This window comes from Dickeya sp. MK7, assembly GCF_000406305.1.
GTDB classification, from domain to species: Bacteria; Pseudomonadota; Gammaproteobacteria; order Enterobacterales; family Enterobacteriaceae; genus Dickeya; species Dickeya fangzhongdai.
In genome coordinates this window covers 4502705-4522962 of sequence record NZ_CM001984.1, presented here as the reverse complement: position 1 = coordinate 4522962, position 20258 = coordinate 4502705, and the positions used below count along the sequence as shown (strand labels likewise).

Genomic DNA, 20258 nt, shown 5'->3' with positions numbered 1-20258 from the left:
ACGTTGGAGGAACGTCACATGATTTATTTACGCAAAGCACAAGATCGCGGTCATGCCAATCACGGCTGGCTCGACAGCTGGCATACTTTTTCATTCGCTGATTACTACGACCCTGATTTCATGGGCTTTTCCGCGCTGCGGGTGATCAATGAAGACCGTATCGAGGGCGGCCAGGGTTTTGGAACCCACCCGCACCGGGATATGGAAATTCTCACCTATGTGCTGGAAGGCACGGTGGAACATCAGGACAGCATGGGCAACAAAGAGCAGATCCCGGCGGGCGAGTTTCAGATCATGAGCGCCGGCACCGGGATCCGTCACTCGGAGTACAACGCCAGTCAGGACAAATTGCTGCACCTGTACCAGATCTGGGTGATCCCGGAAAAAACCGGCCTGACGCCGCGTTACGAGCAGCGCCGTTTTGATGCGCCGCAGGGCCGCCAACTGGTGCTGTCGCCGGATGCCCGCGACGGGTCGCTGAAGGTGTTTCAGGACATGACGCTGTGGCGCTGGGCGCTGAAATCGCAGGAAGCGTCGAGCTATCAGGCCCAGCAGGGGCGTCAGCTGTGGATTCAGGTGGTGCGCGGCGCTATTGAGATCAACGGTCAGCAGGCCAACGCCAGCGACGCGCTGGCTATCTGGGATGAGGATTCCATCACCGTGCGCGCCAGCGAAGACAGCGAAATCCTGCTGTTTGACCTGCCGCCGGTAAAATGACGGCGGCAGCGTTTACCAAGGCGATCCCATGCCGGATCGCCTCGTTTGCCCCCAGTTCACGGTAGTACAGCGGAGGCCCAGCCTCCGCGACCAAACCGCCTGGGGTTGAGGCTGCCCGGCCTTATACTGCTGATAGTTAATTAATCGGTACTCCCTTACGCGCCAACTGTTGCCGCCAGTTGTTGTCCCAGTTTTTCTGATGGACATCATTCGCCGAGCCGTCACGAGGGGCGTAGCGGGCACGATTTCTGGTCAGGAGTTCTGTTCCGATATCAATGGTTTGGGCGTAGTTGTCCCGGTTAAAGGAGATAATGGCGTTAGGACTTTCAGCCTCGAAGAGCGCGATTTGGGCATCGGCCAGTTTATTCGCCTGATCCACCAGCTCACGGGATGAATTCAGCGCCTGTTCCAGCCGCTGAATCTGTTCCTGGTTCAGCCCTTGTGCTCCGGTCACTACGAGCCTGTTGTACTTACTCACGCTGAAACCGAAAGTCGCTCCCTTTAAATCCGGGTTATCTTTGCCGAGTTGTTCCAGAAAAGACATATAAGTCGGCTCAATCTGAGCAGATGCCGAACGCAGGTTGAGTGTCGCCTGGTCCACGGTTTTCATCCGCTCGGCCCAGGTATCAGTCGGCGTCATCAATTTGGCATACTCTTCTTCGCTGAGCGCATCGGGAACCTGAAGCGCGATGCCTTCCGAGATAGTCACCTGATTAGAGGTAGCGTCACCCGATTTTCGCGCTTCAATATATGCCTGATATTTACTGAGGGCTTCTGCGCTGATATTGACATCCTGACGTTCAATTTTTACTTCGTCCGCGACAGCCCCGCTATTATCGACTTGTTGTTCCGCCGTGCTGTGCGTTACCCGCCAACTCTGTCCTGACTGTGGGTCTGCCACCGTGTACGATCCAAATGTAGGAATACTATTCATATTCTTTGCTCCTGTTCGCCAGGCGTTTGCGCTGTGCAACAACGTCTGCCTGCAACTCGAATTATTTAGGGTATATATTCATAAATGAAATAATACGGTAGACCTTTTATCGCAGAAGGCGAGTGTAGCACTCTGTTTCAGTCCGTCATTCCGAAGGCGCGGCGCTGAAATAGCCTGTCTCTGCATGAAATTATGGAACATTTCCACCGGCTTGTTTTTGTGACGTAAGCTGGAATGTAACATTAATGCGCGATGCTATTTATAATAAAAAATCATTTATTGTCGGATTTTTATTAATATAAAAATCGTCATTTATTGGTGATATATACTCATTCGTTGTTGGTTATAATTAATAACCAGCAAACAATAAAAATCAAAATAATATAATGGGTATTATTTGCGCGACTTCACCATGCCTGATTTTATGTCCTGTGTTCAAGTACATATTCTGCTAACCATTTCTCTAGTACAATCGGCGTTTTCAGCTACGGGGATGTCAACGGATGATAAAGAAAAAAAGGCCGGGACTTCAGGATGTCGCCGACCGGGTCGGGGTGACCAAAATGACGGTCAGCCGCTATTTGCGCAACCCCGAGCAGGTGTCCGCGGCGCTGAGAGGCAAAATCGCCGCCGTACTGGATGAACTGGGGTACATTCCCAACCGAACGCCGCACATTCTCGCCAATTCCACCAGCCGGGCGATCGGCGTGCTGTTGCCGTCGCTTACCAACCAGGTGTTCGCCGAGGTGTTGCGCGGCATCGAAAAAGTGGCGGAAGCGCAGGGATATCAAACCATGCTGGCGCATTACGGTTATCAGCCGGAAATGGAAGAGCGACGTTTGATGTCATTGCTGGCCTACAACATTGACGGACTGATCCTCGCCGAGCGCAATCACACCGCCCGTACCCGTCAGATGATCGCCGTGGCCGGGATCCCGGTGGTGGAGTTGATGGATTCCGTGTCGCCCTGTCTCGATATGGCGGTGGGGTTCGATAATGTGGACGCCGCGCGCCAGATGACGCGTTACATGATCGCGCGCGGTCGCCGCCATGTGGTGTATCTCGGCGCGCGTCAGGACGAACGCACGCTGATGAAACAGCAAGGTTACGCGCAGGCGATGGCCGAAGCCGGCCTTGCCAGCTACAGCGTGATGAGCGAAAGCCCGTCGTCCTATACGCTGGGCGGAGAGCTATTGCGCCGGGCGCAGGCGGAATACCCGCAGGTGGACAGCCTGTTCTGCACCAACGATGACCTGGCTATCGGCGCCATGTTCGAGTGCCAGCGGCAGGGGGTGAGCGTTCCCGAACAGATGGGCATCGCCGGTTTCCACGGTCACGATATCGGCCAGACCACAGTGCCGCGGCTGACCAGCGTATTGACGCCGCGTAAGCGCATTGGCGAAGTCGGCGCCGCGCAGCTGCTGGCGCGTCTGCATGGGGAAACGTTGCCGACGGCCAGCGTGGACGTCGGCTTTACTCTGCAGGTGGGAGAGAGCGTCTAGGCTGGCGCTTTCAGCGTGATGGGTGCGCGCGTAACGCCGCGGCGCACCGCTCCACCACCTGATCCATCGGGCCGTTGATATCGACGGTGATGACATCGGTTTCCGTTTCACCCGGTTCTTCCAGCGCATCAAACTGGCTTTGCAGCAATCCGGTCGGCATAAAATGCCCGGCGCGCGCCTGATGGCGCTGCAGAATCACCTCGAAGCTGCCTTTCAGGTACAGGAACACCATGCCGTCGTTGCCTTCGCGCAGCCGGTCACGGTAGCGCTTTTTCAGCGCGGAACAGACGATAATGCCGGTTTCATTTTTATGCAGCAGGCTGTAGGCGGCGTCGTTCAGGCGCTCCAGCCAGGGGGCGCGGTCGTCGTCGTTGAGCGGCTGACCGCTGGCCATTTTCTGGATGTTGGCTCTGGGATGCAGATCGTCGCCGTCGATGAATTTGGCGTTGATTTCCCGTGCCAGCCGGGCGCCCACGCTGGATTTCCCGCTGCCGGAAACCCCCATCAGAATAATACTTTGTCCTGACATAATTTGATCTCTATCCCAAACTGTAAATTAAATGCTTCGTACCGGTTTCAGACTTTAACATGTTACCGGTATCATGATACCGGTAACATCGTGCGTTGTGATGTATATCACACGGGTTAAGCGCTACCCGAACGCCTGACTCTACTGTAGCGAAGGCACGCCCGAAACACCGGGAGAATTCGCAAAACACAAGAAAATCCCCCCTGTCGTTGCCCGACTCGCGCAGGCAGGGGTTGCCGGAGATCGTTATGCCACTCGTGATTGTCGCTGTGGGTGTCGCACTGCTGCTGGTGCTGATGATCCGCTTTAAACTGAACGGCTTTATTGCACTGATTCTGGTTGCCCTGGCCGTGGGCATCATGCAGGGAATGCCGGTGCAGAAGGTGATGACGTCCATCAAGAACGGGGTGGGCGGCACGCTGGGCACGCTGGCCTTGATCATGGGCTTTGGCGCCATGTTGGGGAAACTGCTGGCGGACTGCGGCGGCGCGCAGCGTATCGCCACCACGCTGATTAATCGCTTCGGTCGCAAACATATTCAGTGGGCGATTGTGCTGACCGGTTTTACCGTCGGCTTCGCGCTGTTCTACGAAGTGGGTTTCGTGCTGTTGTTGCCGCTGGTGTTTAGCATTGTGGCGTCGGCGCGTATTCCGCTGCTGTATGCCGGCGTGCCGATGGCGGCGGCGTTGTCCGTCACCCACGGCTTCCTGCCGCCGCATCCGGGGCCGACCGCCATTGCCTCGTTGTTCCACGCCGACATGGGCAAAACGCTGCTGTACGGTACGCTGTTGGGGATCCCGACGGTGATTCTGGCCGGCCCGGTTTACGCCCGCTTCCTGAAGAAAATCGACAAGCCGATTCCGGAAGGGCTGTATAACCCGAAGCAGTTCACCGAGCAGGAGATGCCGAGCTTTGTCGTCAGCGTGATGACCGCGCTGGTGCCGGTGATTCTGATGGCGCTGCGCGCCGTGGCGGAAATGGTATTGCCGAAGGGACACGCGTTGTTACCGTATGCCGAGTTCTTCGGCGACCCGGTGATGGCGACCCTGATTGCGGTGCTGATCGCTATTTTCACCTTCGGCCTGAACCGTGGCCGCAGCATGGATGAGGTGATGGGCACCATTACCGACTCGATTAAAATCATCGCCATGATGCTGCTGATCCTCGGCGGCGGCGGTGCGTTTAAACAGGTGCTGGTCGACAGCGGCGTAGACAAATACATCGCCGGGATGATGAACGGTAGCAGCGTGTCGCCGTTGCTGTTGGGTTGGCTTATCGCCGCCGTGCTGCGTCTGGCGCTGGGGTCCGCCACGGTGGCCGCGCTGACCGCAGGCGGGATTGTGGCGCCGATTATTGCCACCAGCGGCGTCAGCCCGGAGCTGATGGTGATCGCGGTCGGCTCCGGCAGCGTGATTTTCTCCCACGTTAACGACCCCGGCTTCTGGCTGTTCAAAGAGTATTTCAACCTGAGCATTCCGGAAACGCTGAAGTCGTGGTCGGCGCTGGAAACCATCATCGCGGTGTGCGGTTTGGTCGGCACCCTGCTGCTGAGTTACGTGGTGTGATGAACGTAGGTTGGATGTAGCGGTTTGCTCTCAGTCTTCGCTTCGGCAGGGAGACTGAGAGCGTCTGCGGTTACAGTTTCAGATAGGCCCGAATGCCATCAAGGAACATTTGGGTGGAAAGCATGACCAGCACCAATCCCATCAACCGTTCCAGCGCGTTGACGCCCTTGTCGCCCAACAGGCGCAGGAACAGATTCGACAGCAGCAGCACGACAACCGTGATACCCCAGGCGATGAATAGCGCCAGCGTCAGGTGCGGCATTTGATTCGGGTACTGGTGCGAGAGTAGCATCAGCGCGGCCAGAATCGACGGCCCGGCCACCATCGGGATAGCCAGCGGCACCAGAAACGGCTCGTCGCCGGCGGGCAGACCGCTGGTAAAGCCTTCCTGCGTCGGGAAAATCATGCGGATGGCGATCAAAAACAGCACGATACCGCCGGAAATGGAGACGGTTTCCGTGCGCAGGTTCAATATCGCCAGAATCTTCTCGCCGGCGAACAGGAATACCAGCATCACCCCCAGCGCGATGATCATTTCCCTAATCAGCACCACGCGCCGCCGTTTGGGATCCAGGTGCTTCAATACGGACATGAACACCGGCAGATTGCCGAGCGGATCCATAATTAACAACAACAGTACGGTTGCCGAGATCATTTCAGTCATGGTGGCGGTAAGCTCCTCTCATCCCCAGCCTTTTGCCAGACACATTAGGCGTGTTGCTGAAAACGCCTGAGTCATCGAATAAATTCACTTGCGACTTCTGATACATTTTGTAAGGTTGACAGTCATCACTTTAAACTTATGCTCCCTGCCTGAAACGGCAGTCGGATTGCTTTTTGTCACCCCCAGGCAGGACGGTTACCATGAAAAATGTTGGTTTTATTGGCTGGCGCGGTATGGTCGGTTCGGTACTCATGCAGCGCATGGTGGAAGAACGCGACTTTGATTTAATCCGCCCGGTATTCTTCTCTACCTCTCAGCACGGCCAACCGGCGCCGGCGCTGGGCGGCCAGCAGGGTGTCCTGCAGGATGCCTACAATCTGGAAGCGCTGCGCGCGCTGGATATCATCATCACCTGTCAGGGCGGCGATTATACCAACGAAATCTATCCAAAGCTGCGTGAAAGTGGCTGGCAAGGATACTGGATCGACGCAGCATCGTCTCTGCGAATGAAAGATGACGCGATTATTATCCTGGACCCGGTCAACCACGGCGTGATCAAGTCCGGTCTGGATAAAGGCATCAAAACCTTCGTCGGCGGCAACTGTACCGTCAGCCTGATGCTGATGTCGCTGGGCGGCCTGTTCGCCAACGATCTGGTGGAGTGGGCGTCTGTCGCCACTTATCAGGCGGCATCCGGCGCGGGCGCGCGCAACATGCGCGAACTGCTGGTGCAGATGGGCCAACTGAATGCCGAAGTGGCTGCTGAACTGCGCGACCCGGCCTCCGCCATTCTGGATATCGAGCGCAAAGTGACGGCGCTGTCGCGCGGCGGTCTGGATGTGGAAAACTTCGGCGTGCCGCTGGCCGGCAGCCTGATTCCGTGGATCGACAAACAGCTGGAAAACGGCCAAAGCCGCGAAGAGTGGAAAGGTCAGGCGGAAACCAACAAGATTCTGAACACCGCCAGCACTATTCCGGTGGACGGTCTGTGCGTGCGTATCGGCGCGTTGCGCTGCCACAGCCAGGCTTTCACGCTGAAACTGAAGAAAGATGTGTCGATTCCGGAAATCGAGCAGATGCTGGCAACCCATAATGACTGGGTGAAAGTGGTGCCGAACGACCGCGAGATCACCATGCGCGAACTGACCCCGGCCGCCGTGACCGGTACGCTGTCCACGCCGGTGGGCCGTCTGCGCAAACTGAACATGGGCCCGCAGTACCTGTCCGCCTTCACCGTCGGCGACCAACTGCTGTGGGGCGCTGCCGAACCGCTGCGCCGCATGCTGCGCATCCTGCTGTAATCATTGCCATACGAGGCGCGCCATCACGGCGTGCCTCGCCTTGGTTTCTGCTTTTCCCCCAAATCTCGCCCGTTGCGTCCTACTGATTCACACGCCATATTGCGCTGCGTCACGATAGCCGTTGCGGCGCGCGGCATAATGGGGCGGCCCGAGCGGCGACGTCGCCGGGGATTCTTTTCGCTTTTCTGTGAGGCCGACATGCAACGACTGACGATTTCTCTGGATGACCCGCTGGCCGAGGCGCTGGACGCGTTGATGCTGCGTAAAGGCTATGCCAACCGGTCGGAAGCGTTTCGCGATATGCTGCGGCGTGAGCTGGGCGAAATGACGGTGGCGCAGGATAAAAACGCGGAATGCGTGGCGGTGCTGAGCTATGTGTACGACCATCACGAACGCCAACTGTCGAGCCGGCTGGCCGGCATGCAGCATGAGCATCATCACCTCACCGTGTCCACCATGCATACCCATCTGAGCCATGATGAGTGCGTGGAAACCGTGATTCTGCGCGGGCCGACCGAGCGGGTGGAACAGTTCGCCGCGTCGGTCATCGCCCAGACCGGCGTGCGTCACGGCCGATTGAACCTGATCCCGATGGATCATGCCGCCAATGGGGCGGAACCGGAAAAGCACAAATAATCAGCGGTCTGGTGGGGGGAGCCGCAGGTTGTGGCGTGGCGTTGGCAAAATATCCTGCGCTTCGGCCTCTGCCTTGAAACCGGTGGTGTCGAAGAAATAACCTATCGGGATTCATTAACTTCATGAATTATAATAAATATAAAATATTTACATCTCGCGATAATACATAACGCTTGCATTCGTTCCGGATGAATGCGTTAATGGTGTCACGGTTTGTTAGTCAGACCTATTTATGCAAAGCATTTTACTAAAGCAGTCCTCAGTCCAAGCGTTATCCTCGATATCACTTCCCCTGAATCTCTTTTTTTCTTGCTCATAAGTATTTCCTGCAATGCAGACCTATATTGCCCTCTAACGGGCTGGAAAAAATTACGAGGTAATATAATGTCTAATAAAATGACTGGTTCAGTAAAATGGTTTAACGAAACTAAAGGTTTTGGCTTCATCACTCCGGCTGACGGCAGCAAAGACGTGTTCGTTCACTTCTCCGCCATTCAGAGCGATAGCTTCAAAACTCTGTACGAAGGCCAGAAAGTTGAATTCGTTATCGGCAACGGCCCGAAAGGTCCTTCCGCTGAAAACGTTGTAGGGCTGTAATTCCCCGGGTAATCATCGCTTACGATAGCGAAGATGGCGTTAGCCGGAGCAGTTAAGTTGATGTGATACCCAGGTCTGCCTGAGAACGGCTTCCCCCACAAGGGAAGCCGTTTTTTATTGGCATACTGAAACGCCTGAACAGGTGTAGTAAACAATGATCGGTTTCGGCCGCGAATTTATCCCACCCGCAGCGGCACTCGTACCCGCACGCGGGTAAAGTGTTCCGGCTCGCTGGTGACGGTGATGCCGTAGTGATGGCCGTAACGCGCCTTGATGCGCCGGTCCACCAGATTCATGCCCAGCCCGTCGCCTCCGTTGCGCGGGTGATAAGTCCCGGCGTTGTCCTCCACCGTCAGCTCCAGCATGTTGGCGTGGGTGCGGGCGTCAATGCGCAAATGGCCGTTGTCCAGCATTTGGGAGATGCCGTGCTTGATGGCGTTTTCCACCAGCGGCTGCAGGGAAAAGGCCGGTAGCCTGGCGGCCCTGAGCGACGGCGGAATGGCAATGTCCACCGTCAGCAGATTGGCGAAACGCGCCTTTTCGATTTCAAGGTAGGCGTCGACATGCTCCAGCTCATCGCTGAGAGCCACTTCGTCACTGCTGCGCTTGAGGTTTTTGCGAAAGAAGGTGGATAGCGACAGCACCAACTGACGCGCCTGATCCGGGTTGCGGCGAATAATCGCCGACAGGGTATTGAGGGCGTTGAACAGGAAGTGCGGGTTGACCTGAGCGTGCAACAGCTTGATTTCGGACTGCGCCAGCAATTGTTTCTGTTGCTCAAAACGGCCGGCGAAAATCTGGGCCGACAGCAGGTGACCGATGCCTTCCCCCAGCGTCCGGTTGATGCTGGAGAACAGCTTGTTTTTCGGTTCATACAGCTTGATGGTGCCGATCACCCGCTGTTCTTCGCCGCGCAGCGGGATCACCAGCGTGGACCCAAGCTTACAGTGCGGCGAGATGGAACAGTTGAAGGGCGCTTCGTTGCCGTCGGCGTACACCACCTGATTGTGGTCGATGGCCTGATGGGTGAACGGCGAGGTGATCAGCGAGCCGGCCGTGTGGTGATCGTCGCCGGTACCGACGAACGCCAGCAATTTTTCCCGATCGGTGATGGCGACCGCGCCGACGCCCAACTCTTCATACAGGATGCGCGCCACCCGCATACTGGTTCTCGGATTAAATCCTTCCCGCAGCGCCCCTTCGGCGCGGGCGGCAATCTGCAACGCCCGGGCGGAAAACGCCGACGTGTATTTCTCGAACATCGCCCGCCGGTCCAGCAGGATGCGCATGAACATCGCCGCCCCGACGCTGTTGGTAATGATCATCGGCAGCGCGATGCTTTTGACCAGCGTCAGCGCGTCGCCGAATGGCCGCGACAACAGCAGGATGATGCTCATCTGCAACACTTCCACCAGCAGGGTGGCGGCGGCGATGACCAGCGGCTGGAACAGCAGATCGACGCGATGGCGGCGGGTCAGGTAGCGGTGCAGCAGGCCGCCGGCCAGCCCTTCCGCGATGGTGGAAACCATACAGGCCAGCGCGGTCATGCCGCCGAGGGAATAGCGATGCAAGCCGCCGGTCAGCCCGACCAGCACCCCCACCGACGGCCCGCCCAGTACGCCGCCCAGCAGCGCGCCGATGGCGCGGGTATTGGCGATGGAATCGTCGATATGCAGGCCAAAATAGGTGCCGAGGATGCAGAACATCGAGAAGGTCAGGTAGCAGATCAGTTTATGCGGCAGGCGGATGGTGACCTGCGTCAGCGGAATAAACAGCGGAGTTTTGCTCAATAGATAGGCAATGACCAGATAGACGCATGTTTGTTGCAGCAATGACAGAATCAGATCGATTTGGCTTATCATAAGCAGTACACCTCCCTGTTGATGCATCCGATTTTACCCGTCGCGGTCGAACAATCTCCGGACAGGATCAACATTCGCTAACACTATGATTAATTATTTTTTCTTATAAGTCTTTGGCGCAAAAATTTATCCATAATCTCAAATGTTTTCTCTTTTCTTGACTAAGCTGAATCTTAGGTTTGTCTGAAAAATGCTTCGCAGGCTCAGCGAGTGCTGTGAGGTGTTTTCTGTTCGGGTGCGTTTTCTTTTTTTATGGGGTCAGGCTGGTTCCTTTTCTGTTATTGACGCAGGGCATTTCCCTATCCACAAGAATGCCGAAGAAATGATCTGTCTCTTTAACATGCTTAACTTATTCAGATGGTTAATTCAGAGGATGGATGCCATGTCAGGGTTTTCTGATCAGAACATTATTAATCTCCTTTTTTCCGGCCATTACGCCGATCCTTTTGCGGTACTGGGTATGCATGACACCGCCTCGGGGCTGGAAGTGCGCGCGCTGCTTCCCGATGCCAGCGACGTGTACGTGGTGGACGCACACAGCGGACGTAAAGTGGCGGACCTGCAATGCCGGGACCCGCGCGGTTTTTTCTCGTCGGTGCTGCCCCGCCGCAAAAAACCGTTCAGCTATCGGCTGGCGGTGACCTGGCAGCAGGATACGCATGTTATCGATGACCCTTATCGTTTTGGCACGCTGTTGCAGGAGCTGGATATCTGGCTGTTGGCGGAAGGGCGCCATTTGCGGCCGTTTGAAACGCTGGGCGCGCATCCGGCTACGTTGGATGGCGTCGATGGCACCTGTTTTGCCGTCTGGGCGCCGAATGCCCAGCGGGTGTCGGTGGTGGGCGATTTCAATTTCTGGGACGGTCGCCGCCATCCGATGCGTCTGCGGCGCGAAAACGGCGTGTGGGAGCTGTTTGTGCCGGGCGTCGGGCCGGGTCAGCTGTACAAGTTCGAGATTATCGACTGTTACGGCAATGTGCTGGTGAAATCCGACCCCTATGCGTTCGAGTCGCAGATGCGCCCGGATACCGCATCGGTGGTCGGCCGTCTGCCGCCCGCGTTGCCGGTGGATGAAGCACGGCAACACGCCAACGATCTGCAATCGCCGATTTCCATTTACGAGGTGCATTTAGGGTCGTGGCGGCGGCACACCGACAATAATTTCTGGCTCAGCTACCGCGAACTGGCGGATCAACTGGTGCCGTACGTGAAAGAAATGGGATTTACCCATGTTGAACTGATGCCGGTGCATGAGCACCCGTTTGACGGCAGCTGGGGCTATCAGCCGCTGGGGTTATACGCGCCCACCCGTCGTTTCGGTTCGCCGGACGATTTCCGCTATCTGGTGTCGGCCTTTCATGAGGCGGGCATCAATGTGCTGCTGGACTGGGTATCCGGCCATTTCCCGGCGGACAGCTACGGGCTGGCGCGTTTTGACGGTACCGCGCTGTACGAATACGCCGACCCGAAAGAAGGCTACCACCAGGACTGGAACACGCTGATTTATAACTTTGATCGCCACGAAGTGCGCAACTATCTGGCGGGCAACGCGTTGTACTGGACGGAGCGCTTTGGCGTCGACGGGCTGCGGGTCGACGCGGTGGCCTCGATGATTTACCGCGATTACAGCCGCCGCGACGGGGAATGGGTGCCGAACTATTTCGGCGGCAAGGAGAATCTGGAGGCGATCGGCTTCCTGCGCTACACCAATCAGATGCTGGGGCAGCATCATGCCGGCGCGGTCACCATCGCCGAAGAATCCACCGATTACGCCGGGGTGACGTTGCCGCCGGAGCATGGCGGGCTGGGTTTCCACTACAAGTGGAACATGGGCTGGATGCATGACTCGCTGGCCTACATGCAACTGGACCCGGTACACCGCAAATACCACCACGACCTGCTGACCTTCGGCATGCTGTACGCCTATAGCGAAAACTTCGTGCTGCCGCTGTCGCATGACGAAGTGGTGCACGGCAAGCGCTCGTTGCTGGATAGGATGCCCGGCGACGCCTGGCAGAAGTTCGCCAACCTGCGCGCCTACTACGGTTTCATGTGGGCGTACCCCGGCAAGAAGCTGCTGTTCATGGGCAGTGAATTTGCGCAGGGGCGGGAGTGGAACCATGACACCAGCCTGGACTGGCATCTGCTGGATGAGGAGGAAGGCTGGCACGCCGGGGTGCAGCAACTGGTGCGCGACCTCAACCACTGTTACCGCCAGCATCCGCCGCTCTATCAGTGCGACTACCTGCATCAGGGCTTCGAATGGGTGGTGGTGGACGACCGGGAAAACTCGGTGTTCGCCTTTATCCGGCGCGATGTCGACGGCAACGAAATGCTGATCATCAGCAATTTTACGCCGGTGCCTCGGGACGGTTATCGCGTCGGCATCAACCAGCCGGGGCAGTGGCGCGAGGTGCTTAATACCGATTCCTGGCATTACCACGGCAGTAACCTTGGCAATCAGGGACTGGTGCGCAGCGAAACGGTGGGTAGCCATTCCCGGCCGCAGTCGCTGGTGCTGACGCTGCCGCCGCTCTCCACCTTATATCTGGTGAAGGAGGCGTAATGGCTGAGCTGCTGGCGGGTCGCCCGCGACCATTAGGCTCTCATTTCGATGGCGAAGGCGTGAACTTCGCCTTGTTCTCATCCGGGGCGTCGCGGGTGGAATTGTGTATTTTTGACGGCCTGCGGGAGCAGCGTTTGCCGCTGACGGCCCGCACCGGTGATATCTGGCACGGTTATCTGCCGGACGCCCAGCCGGGCTTGTGCTACGGCTATCGCGTCGATGGCGCGTTCGAGCCGCGACGTGGGCTGCGTTTCAACGCCAATAAGCTGTTGCTTGACCCTTGCGCCCGGCAGATGGACGGCTGGGTGGTGGATGACGAGCGGCTGCACGGCGGTTACGACCAGCCCGACCTTTCCGACAGCGCCGAAGTGATGCCGCGCAGCGTGGTGGTGGACGAACATTACGACTGGCAGAACGACCGGCTGCCGCGCACCCCCTGGGGGCAGACGGTGCTGTACGAAGCCCACGTGCGCGGGTTGACCCGTCGACACCCCGGTATTCCGGCGGCGATACGCGGCACCTATGCCGCGCTGGCTCACCCGGTGATGCTGGATTATCTGACGCAACTGGGCGTGACCGCGCTGGAGCTGATGCCTATCCACCAGCATGCCGACGAGCCGCGTCTGCAATCAATGGGCCTGCGCAATTACTGGGGCTACAACACGCTGTTGCCGTTTGCGGTGGACAGCAGCCTGGCGGCGAGCGATGACCCGCTCAACGAGTTCCGCGACGCGGTGCGTGCGCTGCATCAGGCCGGTATCGAGGTGATTCTGGATGTGGTGTTTAACCACAGCGCGGAGCTGGATGTAGACGGCCCGACCCTGACGCTGCGCGGTATTGATAACGCCAGCTACTACTGGCTGACGGAGAACGGCGATTACCACAACTGGGCGGGGTGCGGCAACGTGCTGCGGCTTGAGCATCCGGCGGTGCTGCATTGGGTGATCGAGTGTCTGACGTTCTGGCGCGAGGTCTGCCATGTGGATGGTTTTCGTTTTGATCTGGCGACGATTCTGGGACGCCAGCCGGACTTTTCCTCCGCCGCTCCGTTCTTTACGGCCCTGCGCAATCACCGCTCGCTGCGCGACTGCAAATTGATTGCCGAACCCTGGGACATCGGTCCCGGCGGTTACCAACTGGGGCAATTCCCGGCGCCGTTCGCGGAGTGGAACGACCGCTTCCGCGACGACATACGCCGTTTCTGGCTGCATGGCGATCTCCCCGTTGGGGTGCTGGCCCGTCGTTTCGCCGCCTCCAGCGAGGTGTTTGAGCGCGGCAGCCGGCAGCCCTGGGCGTCGGTCAACATGCTGACCTCTCATGACGGTTTTACCCTGCGCGATCTGGTGTGTTTCAACCACAAGCACAACGACGCCAACGGGGAGCAAAACCGGGACGGCACCAACAGCAATTTCAGTTTCAACCACGGGACCGAGGGGCTGGAGGCGGATGAGGCGACGCAGGCGCGGCGGCGCGTCAGTCAGCAGGCGCTGCTGACCACGCTGCTGCTGTCGCAGGGAACGCCGATGCTGCTGGCGGGCGATGAATTCGGCAACAGCCAGCAGGGCAACAATAACGCCTACTGTCAGGACAACGCGCTGGCCTGGTTGCATTGGGATCAGGCGGATGACGCGTTGCTCGCGTTTACGTCCGGGTTGATCCGGCTGCGCCGGTCTATCCCTGCGTTGCAGCGGGGGCGCTGGTGGCGTGACGGCGAGAACGACGTGCGGTGGCTGAATGCGCAGGGAGAGGCATTAACGCCGTACGAATGGGAACAGGGAGCACACCAGTTGCAAATCCAGCTTTCCGAACGCTGGCTACTGTTGATCAATGCCACGCCGCAGGAATGTGATTTCTCCCTGCCGGAAGGGGAATGGCGGGTTGAGCCGCCGTTTAGCGCGGCCGACCATCCACTCGATGGGCGGGTTTGGCGCGGGCAGGCGAATGCGGTGTGCGTACTGGTAAAACAATAATAAGGAGCCTGACATGGTGAGTACTGACAAACACGATCCTCTGATGCTGGCCAGACAATTGCCCCTAAAATCCGTCGCGCTGATTCTGGCGGGCGGGCGAGGTACCCGACTGAAAGATTTGACCGCATACCGCGCTAAGCCGGCCGTACACTTTGGCGGTAAGTACCGAATTATCGATTTTGCTCTTTCCAACTGCCTGAATTCCGGTATCCGCCGGATTGGCGTCATTACCCAGTATCAGTCGCACACGCTGGTGCAGCACATCCAGCGCGGCTGGTCGTTCCTGAATACCGAGATGAACGAATTTGTCGATTTGCTGCCGGCGCAGCAACGACACGATGAAAACGATCACTGGTATCGCGGCACCGCCGACGCCGTGTGCCATAACCTGGATATTATCCGGCGCTATCGGGCGGAATACGTGGTGATTCTGGCCGGCGACCACATCTACAAGATGGATTATTCCCGCATGCTGCTGGACCACGTGGAGAACGGCGCCGAGTGCTCGGTAGCCTGTATCCCGGTGCCGATTAAAGAGGCGCACGCCTTCGGCATCATGAGCGTGGACAAGGATAACCGCATCGTCAGCTTTGAAGAGAAACCCGCCAAACCGACGCCGATGCCGGATAACCCGGACATGGCGCTGGCCAGCATGGGGATCTACGTGTTCAACGCCGACTATCTCTACCGGCGGCTGGAAGAAGACGTGTGCACCTCGGACTCCAGCCACGATTTCGGCAAAGACCTGATCCCGAAAATCGTGGCGCAAGGGCATGCCTGGGCGCACCCCTTCACGCTCTCCTGCGTTACCTCCTCGGACAACGCGCCGCCTTACTGGCGGGACGTGGGAACGCTGGAGGCCTACTGGCGCGCCAACCTCGATCTGGCTTCGGTCATGCCGGAACTGGACATGTACGACCACAACTGGCCGATTCGCTCGGCGATGGCGGCCTTGCCGCCCGCCAAATTCGTGCAGGACCGCTCCGGCAGCCACGGGCTGACCATGAATTCGCTGGTTTCCGGCGGGTGCATCGTCTCCGGCTCGGTGGTAACGCACTCGGTGCTGTTTCCGCGGGTGCGAATCAACTCCTTCTGCAGCATCGATTCGTCGGTGCTGCTGCCGGATGTCAAAGTGGGGCGCTCATGCCGTCTGCATCGCTGCATTGTCGATCGCGCCTGCGAAATTCCGGAAGGCATGGTGATCGGCGAGAACGCCGAGGATGACAACCGTCGCTTTTATCGTTCCGAAGAAGGGATTGTGCTGGTGACGCGCGCCATGCTGGCCAAACTCAAACCTTAGCCGCGATGCCCGGCCGAGGGCGGCCGGGGGATTGATGCCGCCGCGCCAGAGACGAGGCGGCTACGGGAGACAAGATGCGGGTATTACATGTGTGTTCAGAGCTGTTCCCCCTGCTGAAAACCGGGGGACTGGCGGATGTGGTGGGGGCATTGCCCGGCGCGCAGATCGCCGCGGGGATGGATGTGCGGGTGCTGTTGCCGGCGTTCCCCGACCTGAAAAAAGGCATCCCGGATGCGCAGGTGGTGCGGGAACTGGATACGTTTGGCGGTCGTGTCACGCTGCGCTACGGTCATTACAACGGCGTGGGCATCTACCTGATCGATGTTCCCCACCTGTATGAACGGGCGGGCAGCCCGTATCACGACACCTCTTTGTTTGCCTATTCGGATAATTTTCTGCGCTTCGGTCTGCTGGGTTGGATGGGGGCGGAAATGGCCAGCGGCGTCGATCCGTTCTGGCGGCCGGACATCGTGCACGCCCACGACTGGCATGCCGGTCTGGCCTGCGCTTACCTGGCGGCGAAAGGTCGACCGGCAAAATCGGTATTTACCGTCCATAATCTGGCTTATCAGGGATTATTTGATGCCCGTCACATGTCGGAGCTGCGGTTGCCGCCGGAGTACTTCAGCATGTACGGGCTGGAATTCTACGGTCAGATCTCGTACCTCAAAGCCGGGCTGTACTATGCGGATCACATCACCACCGTCAGCCCGACCTATGCGCATGAGATCACTCAGACGGAATACGGCTACGGGCTGGAAGGGTTGCTGCAGTCGCGGGAAGACGCCGGTCGTCTGTCCGGCATCCTCAACGGCGTGGATGACGAGATCTGGAACCCGGCGCACGATTCGCTGCTGACCGCCACCTATAGCCGCGATGAGCTGGCGCGCAAGGCGGACAACAAACGGCATCTGCAAACGGCGATGGGGCTTAAGGTGGATGACCGGGTGCCGGTGTTCGCCATCGTCAGCCGCCTTACCAGTCAGAAGGGGTTGGATATCGCGTTGCAGGCCGTGCCGGGTTTGCTGGAGCAGGGCGGGCAACTGGTGGTGCTGGGGGCGGGCGACGCCACCCTGCAGGAAGGTTTTCTGGCGGCGGCGGCGGAGTATCACGGCCGTGTCGGCGTTCAGATCGGTTATCACGAAGCGTTCTCGCACCGCATTATTGGCGGCGCGGATGTGATTATGGTTCCTAGTCGGTTCGAACCCTGCGGTTTGACTCAGCTGTACGGCCTGAAATACGGCACGTTACCGCTGGTCAGGCGCACCGGCGGGCTGGCGGATACAGTGGCAGATTGCTCGCTGGAAAATCTGGCCGATGGCCTGGCGAGCGGTTTTGTGTTCAGCGATTGCAATACAGCGTCGCTGTCGCGGGCGATTCGTCGGGTCTTTGTGTTGTGGTCACGCCCTTCGCTCTGGCGTTATGTACAGCGTCAGGCAATGGCAATGGATTTTAGTTGGCAGGTTGCTGCCCAGGCCTATCGTGCGCTTTATCAACGTCTGTGGTAGTACGCATCAGTGGGAATGACATATGAACTCTCCATTTATCTACAACTCACCTACGCTTAGCGTAGACGCGCTGAAACACTCCATCGCTTACAAGTTGATGTTTACCGTAGGCAAGGATCCCAGCATCGCCAGTAAACATGACTGGCTGAATGCCGCGGTGTTGGCCGTGCGGGATCGCATGGTAGAGCGCTGGCTGCGTTCCAATCGCGCGCAGTTATCGCAGGATGTCCGGCAGGTTTACTACCTGTCGATGGAATTCCTGCTGGGACGCACGCTGTCCAACGCGCTGCTGGCGATGGGCATGTTTGACGATCTGAGGGACGCGCTGGAAGCGATGGGCCTGGATCTGAACGAACTGCTGGAAGAAGAGGACGATCCGGCGCTGGGCAACGGCGGTCTCGGACGGCTGGCGGCCTGCTTCCTTGACTCGCTCGCCACTATGGCGCTGCCGGGGCGCGGTTATGGCATCCGTTACGAGTACGGTATGTTCCGGCAGAACATCGTCGACGGCAGGCAGGCGGAGTCGCCGGATTACTGGCTGGAATACGGTAACCCGTGGGAATTCGTCCGCCACAGCACCCGTTACAAAGTGCGTTTCGGCGGTCGTATCCAGCAGGAAGGCAGTAAAACCCGCTGGCTGGAAACCGAGGAGATCATCGCCTGCGCTTATGATCAAATCATCCCCGGCTTTGATACCGACGCCACCAACACCCTGCGGCTGTGGGCGGCGCAGGCCAGTAACGAAATCAACCTCGGTAAGTTCAATCAGGGCGACTATTTCGCGGCGGTGGAGGATAAAAACCACTCCGAAAACGTGTCGCGCGTGCTGTATCCCGACGATTCCACCTATTCCGGCCGTGAGCTGCGTTTACGTCAGGAGTACTTTCTGGTCTCCGCCACGGTGCAGGATATCCTCAGTCGCCACTGGATGATGCACAAAACCTACGCCAATCTGGCGGAAAAATTCGCTATCCACCTCAACGACACCCACCCGGTGCTGGCGATTCCGGAACTGATGCGCCTGTTGATCGACGAGCATAAGTTCAAGTGGGACGCCGCCTGGGAAGTGGTCACCAAGGTGTTCTCCTACACCAACCACACCCTGATGGGTGAGGCGCTGGAAACCTGGCCGGTCGACATGATGGGCAAAATTTTGCCGCGCCATCTGCAACTGATTTTCGAAATCAACGACCGTTTTCTGGACGACGTGCAGGAACGTTTCCCGAACGACAACGATTTGCTGACGCGGGTGTCGATCGTGGATGAAACCCACGGGCGCAAAGTGCGCATGGCATGGCTGGCGGTGATCTGCAGCCATCAGGTGAACGGGGTGTCCCAGCTGCATACCGACCTGATGGTGCAGTCGCTGTTCGCCGACTTCGCCCGGCTCTATCCGGACCGTTTCTGTAATAAAACCAACGGCGTTACTCCGCGGCGCTGGCTGGCGCTGGCGAACCCGTCGCTATCGAAAGTGCTGGATGACACCATCGGCAAAACCTGGCGCACCGATCTGAGCCAACTGGCGGACCTGAAGCCGCATATTGATTTCCCGGCCTTCCTGCAGAAAGTGCGTAAGGCCAAACAGGAAAACAAAAAGCGGCTGGCGATCTACATCGCCCAGCATCTGGATGTGGTGGTGGATCCCAGCGCGTTGTTTGATGTGCAGATCAAGCGTATTCATGAGTACAAACGTCAGCTGCTCAACGTATTGCACCTGATTACGCTTTATAACCGCATCAAGGATGACCCGAATCTGGATCGCGTACCGCGCGTCGCCATCTTTGCCGGCAAGGCGGCATCCGCCTACTACATGGCCAAGCACATCATTCACCTGATCAACGATGTGGCCAGCGTGGTGAACAATGACCCGGAGGTGAAAGACAAACTGAAGATCGTTTTCATCCCCAACTACGGCGTCAGCCTGGCGCAAATCATCATTCCGGCGGCCGACCTGTCGGAACAGATTTCGCTGGCGGGCACCGAGGCTTCCGGCACCAGCAACATGAAGTTTGCCCTGAACGGCGCGCTGACCATCGGCACGCTGGACGGCGCCAACGTCGAAATGCGTGAACGGGTGGGTGAAGAGAATATCTTCATTTTCGGCAACACCACGGAACAGGTGGAAGAACTGCGGCGTAACGGTTACAACCCGCGTGAATTCTACAATCAGGACGAGGAGTTGCACCGGGTACTGACGCAGATCGCCACCGGCGTGTTCAGCCCGGATGAACCGGGCCGCTATGCCGACCTGTTCGATTCGCTGGTCAATTTCGGCGATCACTACCAGTTGCTGGCGGATTACCGCAGTTATGTGGATAGCCACGACAAGGTGGACGATGTCTACCGCGACGAGGATGAATGGACGCGCCGTACCCTGCACAACATCGCCAACATGGGCTATTTCTCCGCCGATCGCACCATTCAGGAATACGCCGACGACATCTGGCATATCAAGCCGATACGGTTGTAGGTCGATTGGATGGTGTAACTGGATGTGCAGTTAGGCTGTAGACAAACAGCGCTGTTGTTTTGTGATTGGCGATTTATGTCGGAGTAGTGTGAGGTTTCGTGCTTGATGACATCGGTTATTCCTTTGCGGCATCATCG

The 20258-nt window shown here is 58.0% G+C and carries 15 protein-coding genes; 11 read left to right on the top strand and 4 right to left on the bottom strand.

The window, feature by feature from the left end:
- The first annotated feature begins 18 nt into the window (after nucleotides 1-18).
- Nucleotides 19-717 (top strand): pirin family protein, encoded by a 699-nt coding sequence (locus tag DXXMK7_RS19610; RefSeq protein WP_038920470.1) that lies wholly within the window; start codon nucleotides 19-21, stop codon nucleotides 715-717.
- Between the two features lie 136 nt (nucleotides 718-853).
- Here DXXMK7_RS19610 and DXXMK7_RS19605 read toward each other — a convergent pair whose 3' ends face one another.
- On the bottom strand, nucleotides 854-1651 hold the full coding sequence (locus tag DXXMK7_RS19605) for a hypothetical protein (protein WP_038920469.1): 798 nt from the start codon (nucleotides 1649-1651) through the stop codon (nucleotides 854-856).
- Between the two features lie 506 nt (nucleotides 1652-2157).
- Here DXXMK7_RS19605 and gntR point away from each other — a divergent pair.
- The gene (gntR, locus tag DXXMK7_RS19600; RefSeq protein ID WP_038921150.1) at nucleotides 2158-3153 is read left to right on the top strand and encodes a gluconate operon transcriptional repressor GntR; all 996 of its coding nucleotides are present in this window, start codon (nucleotides 2158-2160) and stop codon (nucleotides 3151-3153) included.
- A gap of 10 nt (nucleotides 3154-3163) precedes the next feature.
- On the opposite strand, the gene DXXMK7_RS19595 is transcribed toward gntR, so the two are convergent.
- On the bottom strand, nucleotides 3164-3682 hold the full coding sequence (locus DXXMK7_RS19595; RefSeq protein WP_033569420.1) for a gluconokinase: 519 nt from the start codon (nucleotides 3680-3682) through the stop codon (nucleotides 3164-3166).
- A 248-nt stretch (nucleotides 3683-3930) separates the two neighbouring features.
- On the opposite strand from DXXMK7_RS19595, the gene gntT reads away from it, so the two are divergent.
- Nucleotides 3931-5247 (top strand): gluconate transporter, encoded by a 1317-nt coding sequence (gntT, locus tag DXXMK7_RS19590; protein WP_038664809.1) that lies wholly within the window; start codon nucleotides 3931-3933, stop codon nucleotides 5245-5247.
- A gap of 70 nt (nucleotides 5248-5317) precedes the next feature.
- On the opposite strand, the gene DXXMK7_RS19585 is transcribed toward gntT, so the two are convergent.
- Entirely contained in the window at nucleotides 5318-5911 is a 594-nt protein-coding gene (locus DXXMK7_RS19585) for a YhgN family NAAT transporter (RefSeq protein WP_012768001.1), read from the bottom strand.
- A 200-nt stretch (nucleotides 5912-6111) separates the two neighbouring features.
- Here DXXMK7_RS19585 and asd point away from each other — a divergent pair, with 200 nt between their 5' ends.
- From asd to DXXMK7_RS19570, 3 genes are all read left to right on the top strand, one after another.
- Complete coding sequence (gene asd, locus DXXMK7_RS19580) at nucleotides 6112-7212, top strand: aspartate-semialdehyde dehydrogenase (protein WP_038664817.1); 1101 nt, start codon at nucleotides 6112-6114, stop codon at nucleotides 7210-7212.
- A gap of 198 nt (nucleotides 7213-7410) precedes the next feature.
- Complete coding sequence (nikR, locus tag DXXMK7_RS19575; protein WP_038920468.1) at nucleotides 7411-7848, top strand: nickel-responsive transcriptional regulator NikR; 438 nt, start codon at nucleotides 7411-7413, stop codon at nucleotides 7846-7848.
- Nucleotides 7849-8232: 384 nt separating this feature from the next.
- The gene (locus DXXMK7_RS19570) at nucleotides 8233-8445 is read left to right on the top strand and encodes a cold shock domain-containing protein (RefSeq protein ID WP_013319797.1); all 213 of its coding nucleotides are present in this window, start codon (nucleotides 8233-8235) and stop codon (nucleotides 8443-8445) included.
- Between the two features lie 176 nt (nucleotides 8446-8621).
- Here the strand turns inward: DXXMK7_RS19570 and DXXMK7_RS19565 are convergent, their stop codons facing one another.
- A complete protein-coding gene (locus DXXMK7_RS19565; RefSeq protein ID WP_038920466.1) occupies nucleotides 8622-10307 on the bottom strand; it encodes a sensor histidine kinase in 1686 nt (561 codons plus the stop codon).
- 382 nt (nucleotides 10308-10689) lie between these two features.
- On the opposite strand from DXXMK7_RS19565, the gene glgB reads away from it, so the two are divergent.
- The 5 genes from glgB to glgP all read left to right on the top strand — a co-directional run bounded on the left by glgB (nucleotide 10690) and on the right by glgP (nucleotide 20121).
- Complete coding sequence (gene glgB / locus DXXMK7_RS19560; protein ID WP_038920465.1) at nucleotides 10690-12873, top strand: 1,4-alpha-glucan branching protein GlgB; 2184 nt, start codon at nucleotides 10690-10692, stop codon at nucleotides 12871-12873.
- On the top strand, nucleotides 12873-14843 hold the full coding sequence (gene glgX / locus DXXMK7_RS19555) for a glycogen debranching protein GlgX (RefSeq protein WP_038920464.1): 1971 nt from the start codon (nucleotides 12873-12875) through the stop codon (nucleotides 14841-14843). Before glgB ends, glgX begins: the two co-directional genes overlap by 1 nt.
- A 13-nt stretch (nucleotides 14844-14856) precedes the next feature.
- Nucleotides 14857-16143, top strand: a complete 1287-nt coding sequence (glgC, locus tag DXXMK7_RS19550; protein ID WP_038920463.1) for a glucose-1-phosphate adenylyltransferase — start codon at nucleotides 14857-14859, stop codon at nucleotides 16141-16143.
- Between the two features lie 74 nt (nucleotides 16144-16217).
- On the top strand, nucleotides 16218-17651 hold the full coding sequence (gene glgA / locus DXXMK7_RS19545) for a glycogen synthase GlgA (protein WP_038920462.1): 1434 nt from the start codon (nucleotides 16218-16220) through the stop codon (nucleotides 17649-17651).
- Nucleotides 17652-17673: 22 nt separating this feature from the next.
- On the top strand, nucleotides 17674-20121 hold the full coding sequence (gene glgP / locus DXXMK7_RS19540) for a glycogen phosphorylase (RefSeq protein WP_038920461.1): 2448 nt from the start codon (nucleotides 17674-17676) through the stop codon (nucleotides 20119-20121).
- Nucleotides 20122-20258 lie beyond the last annotated feature (137 nt).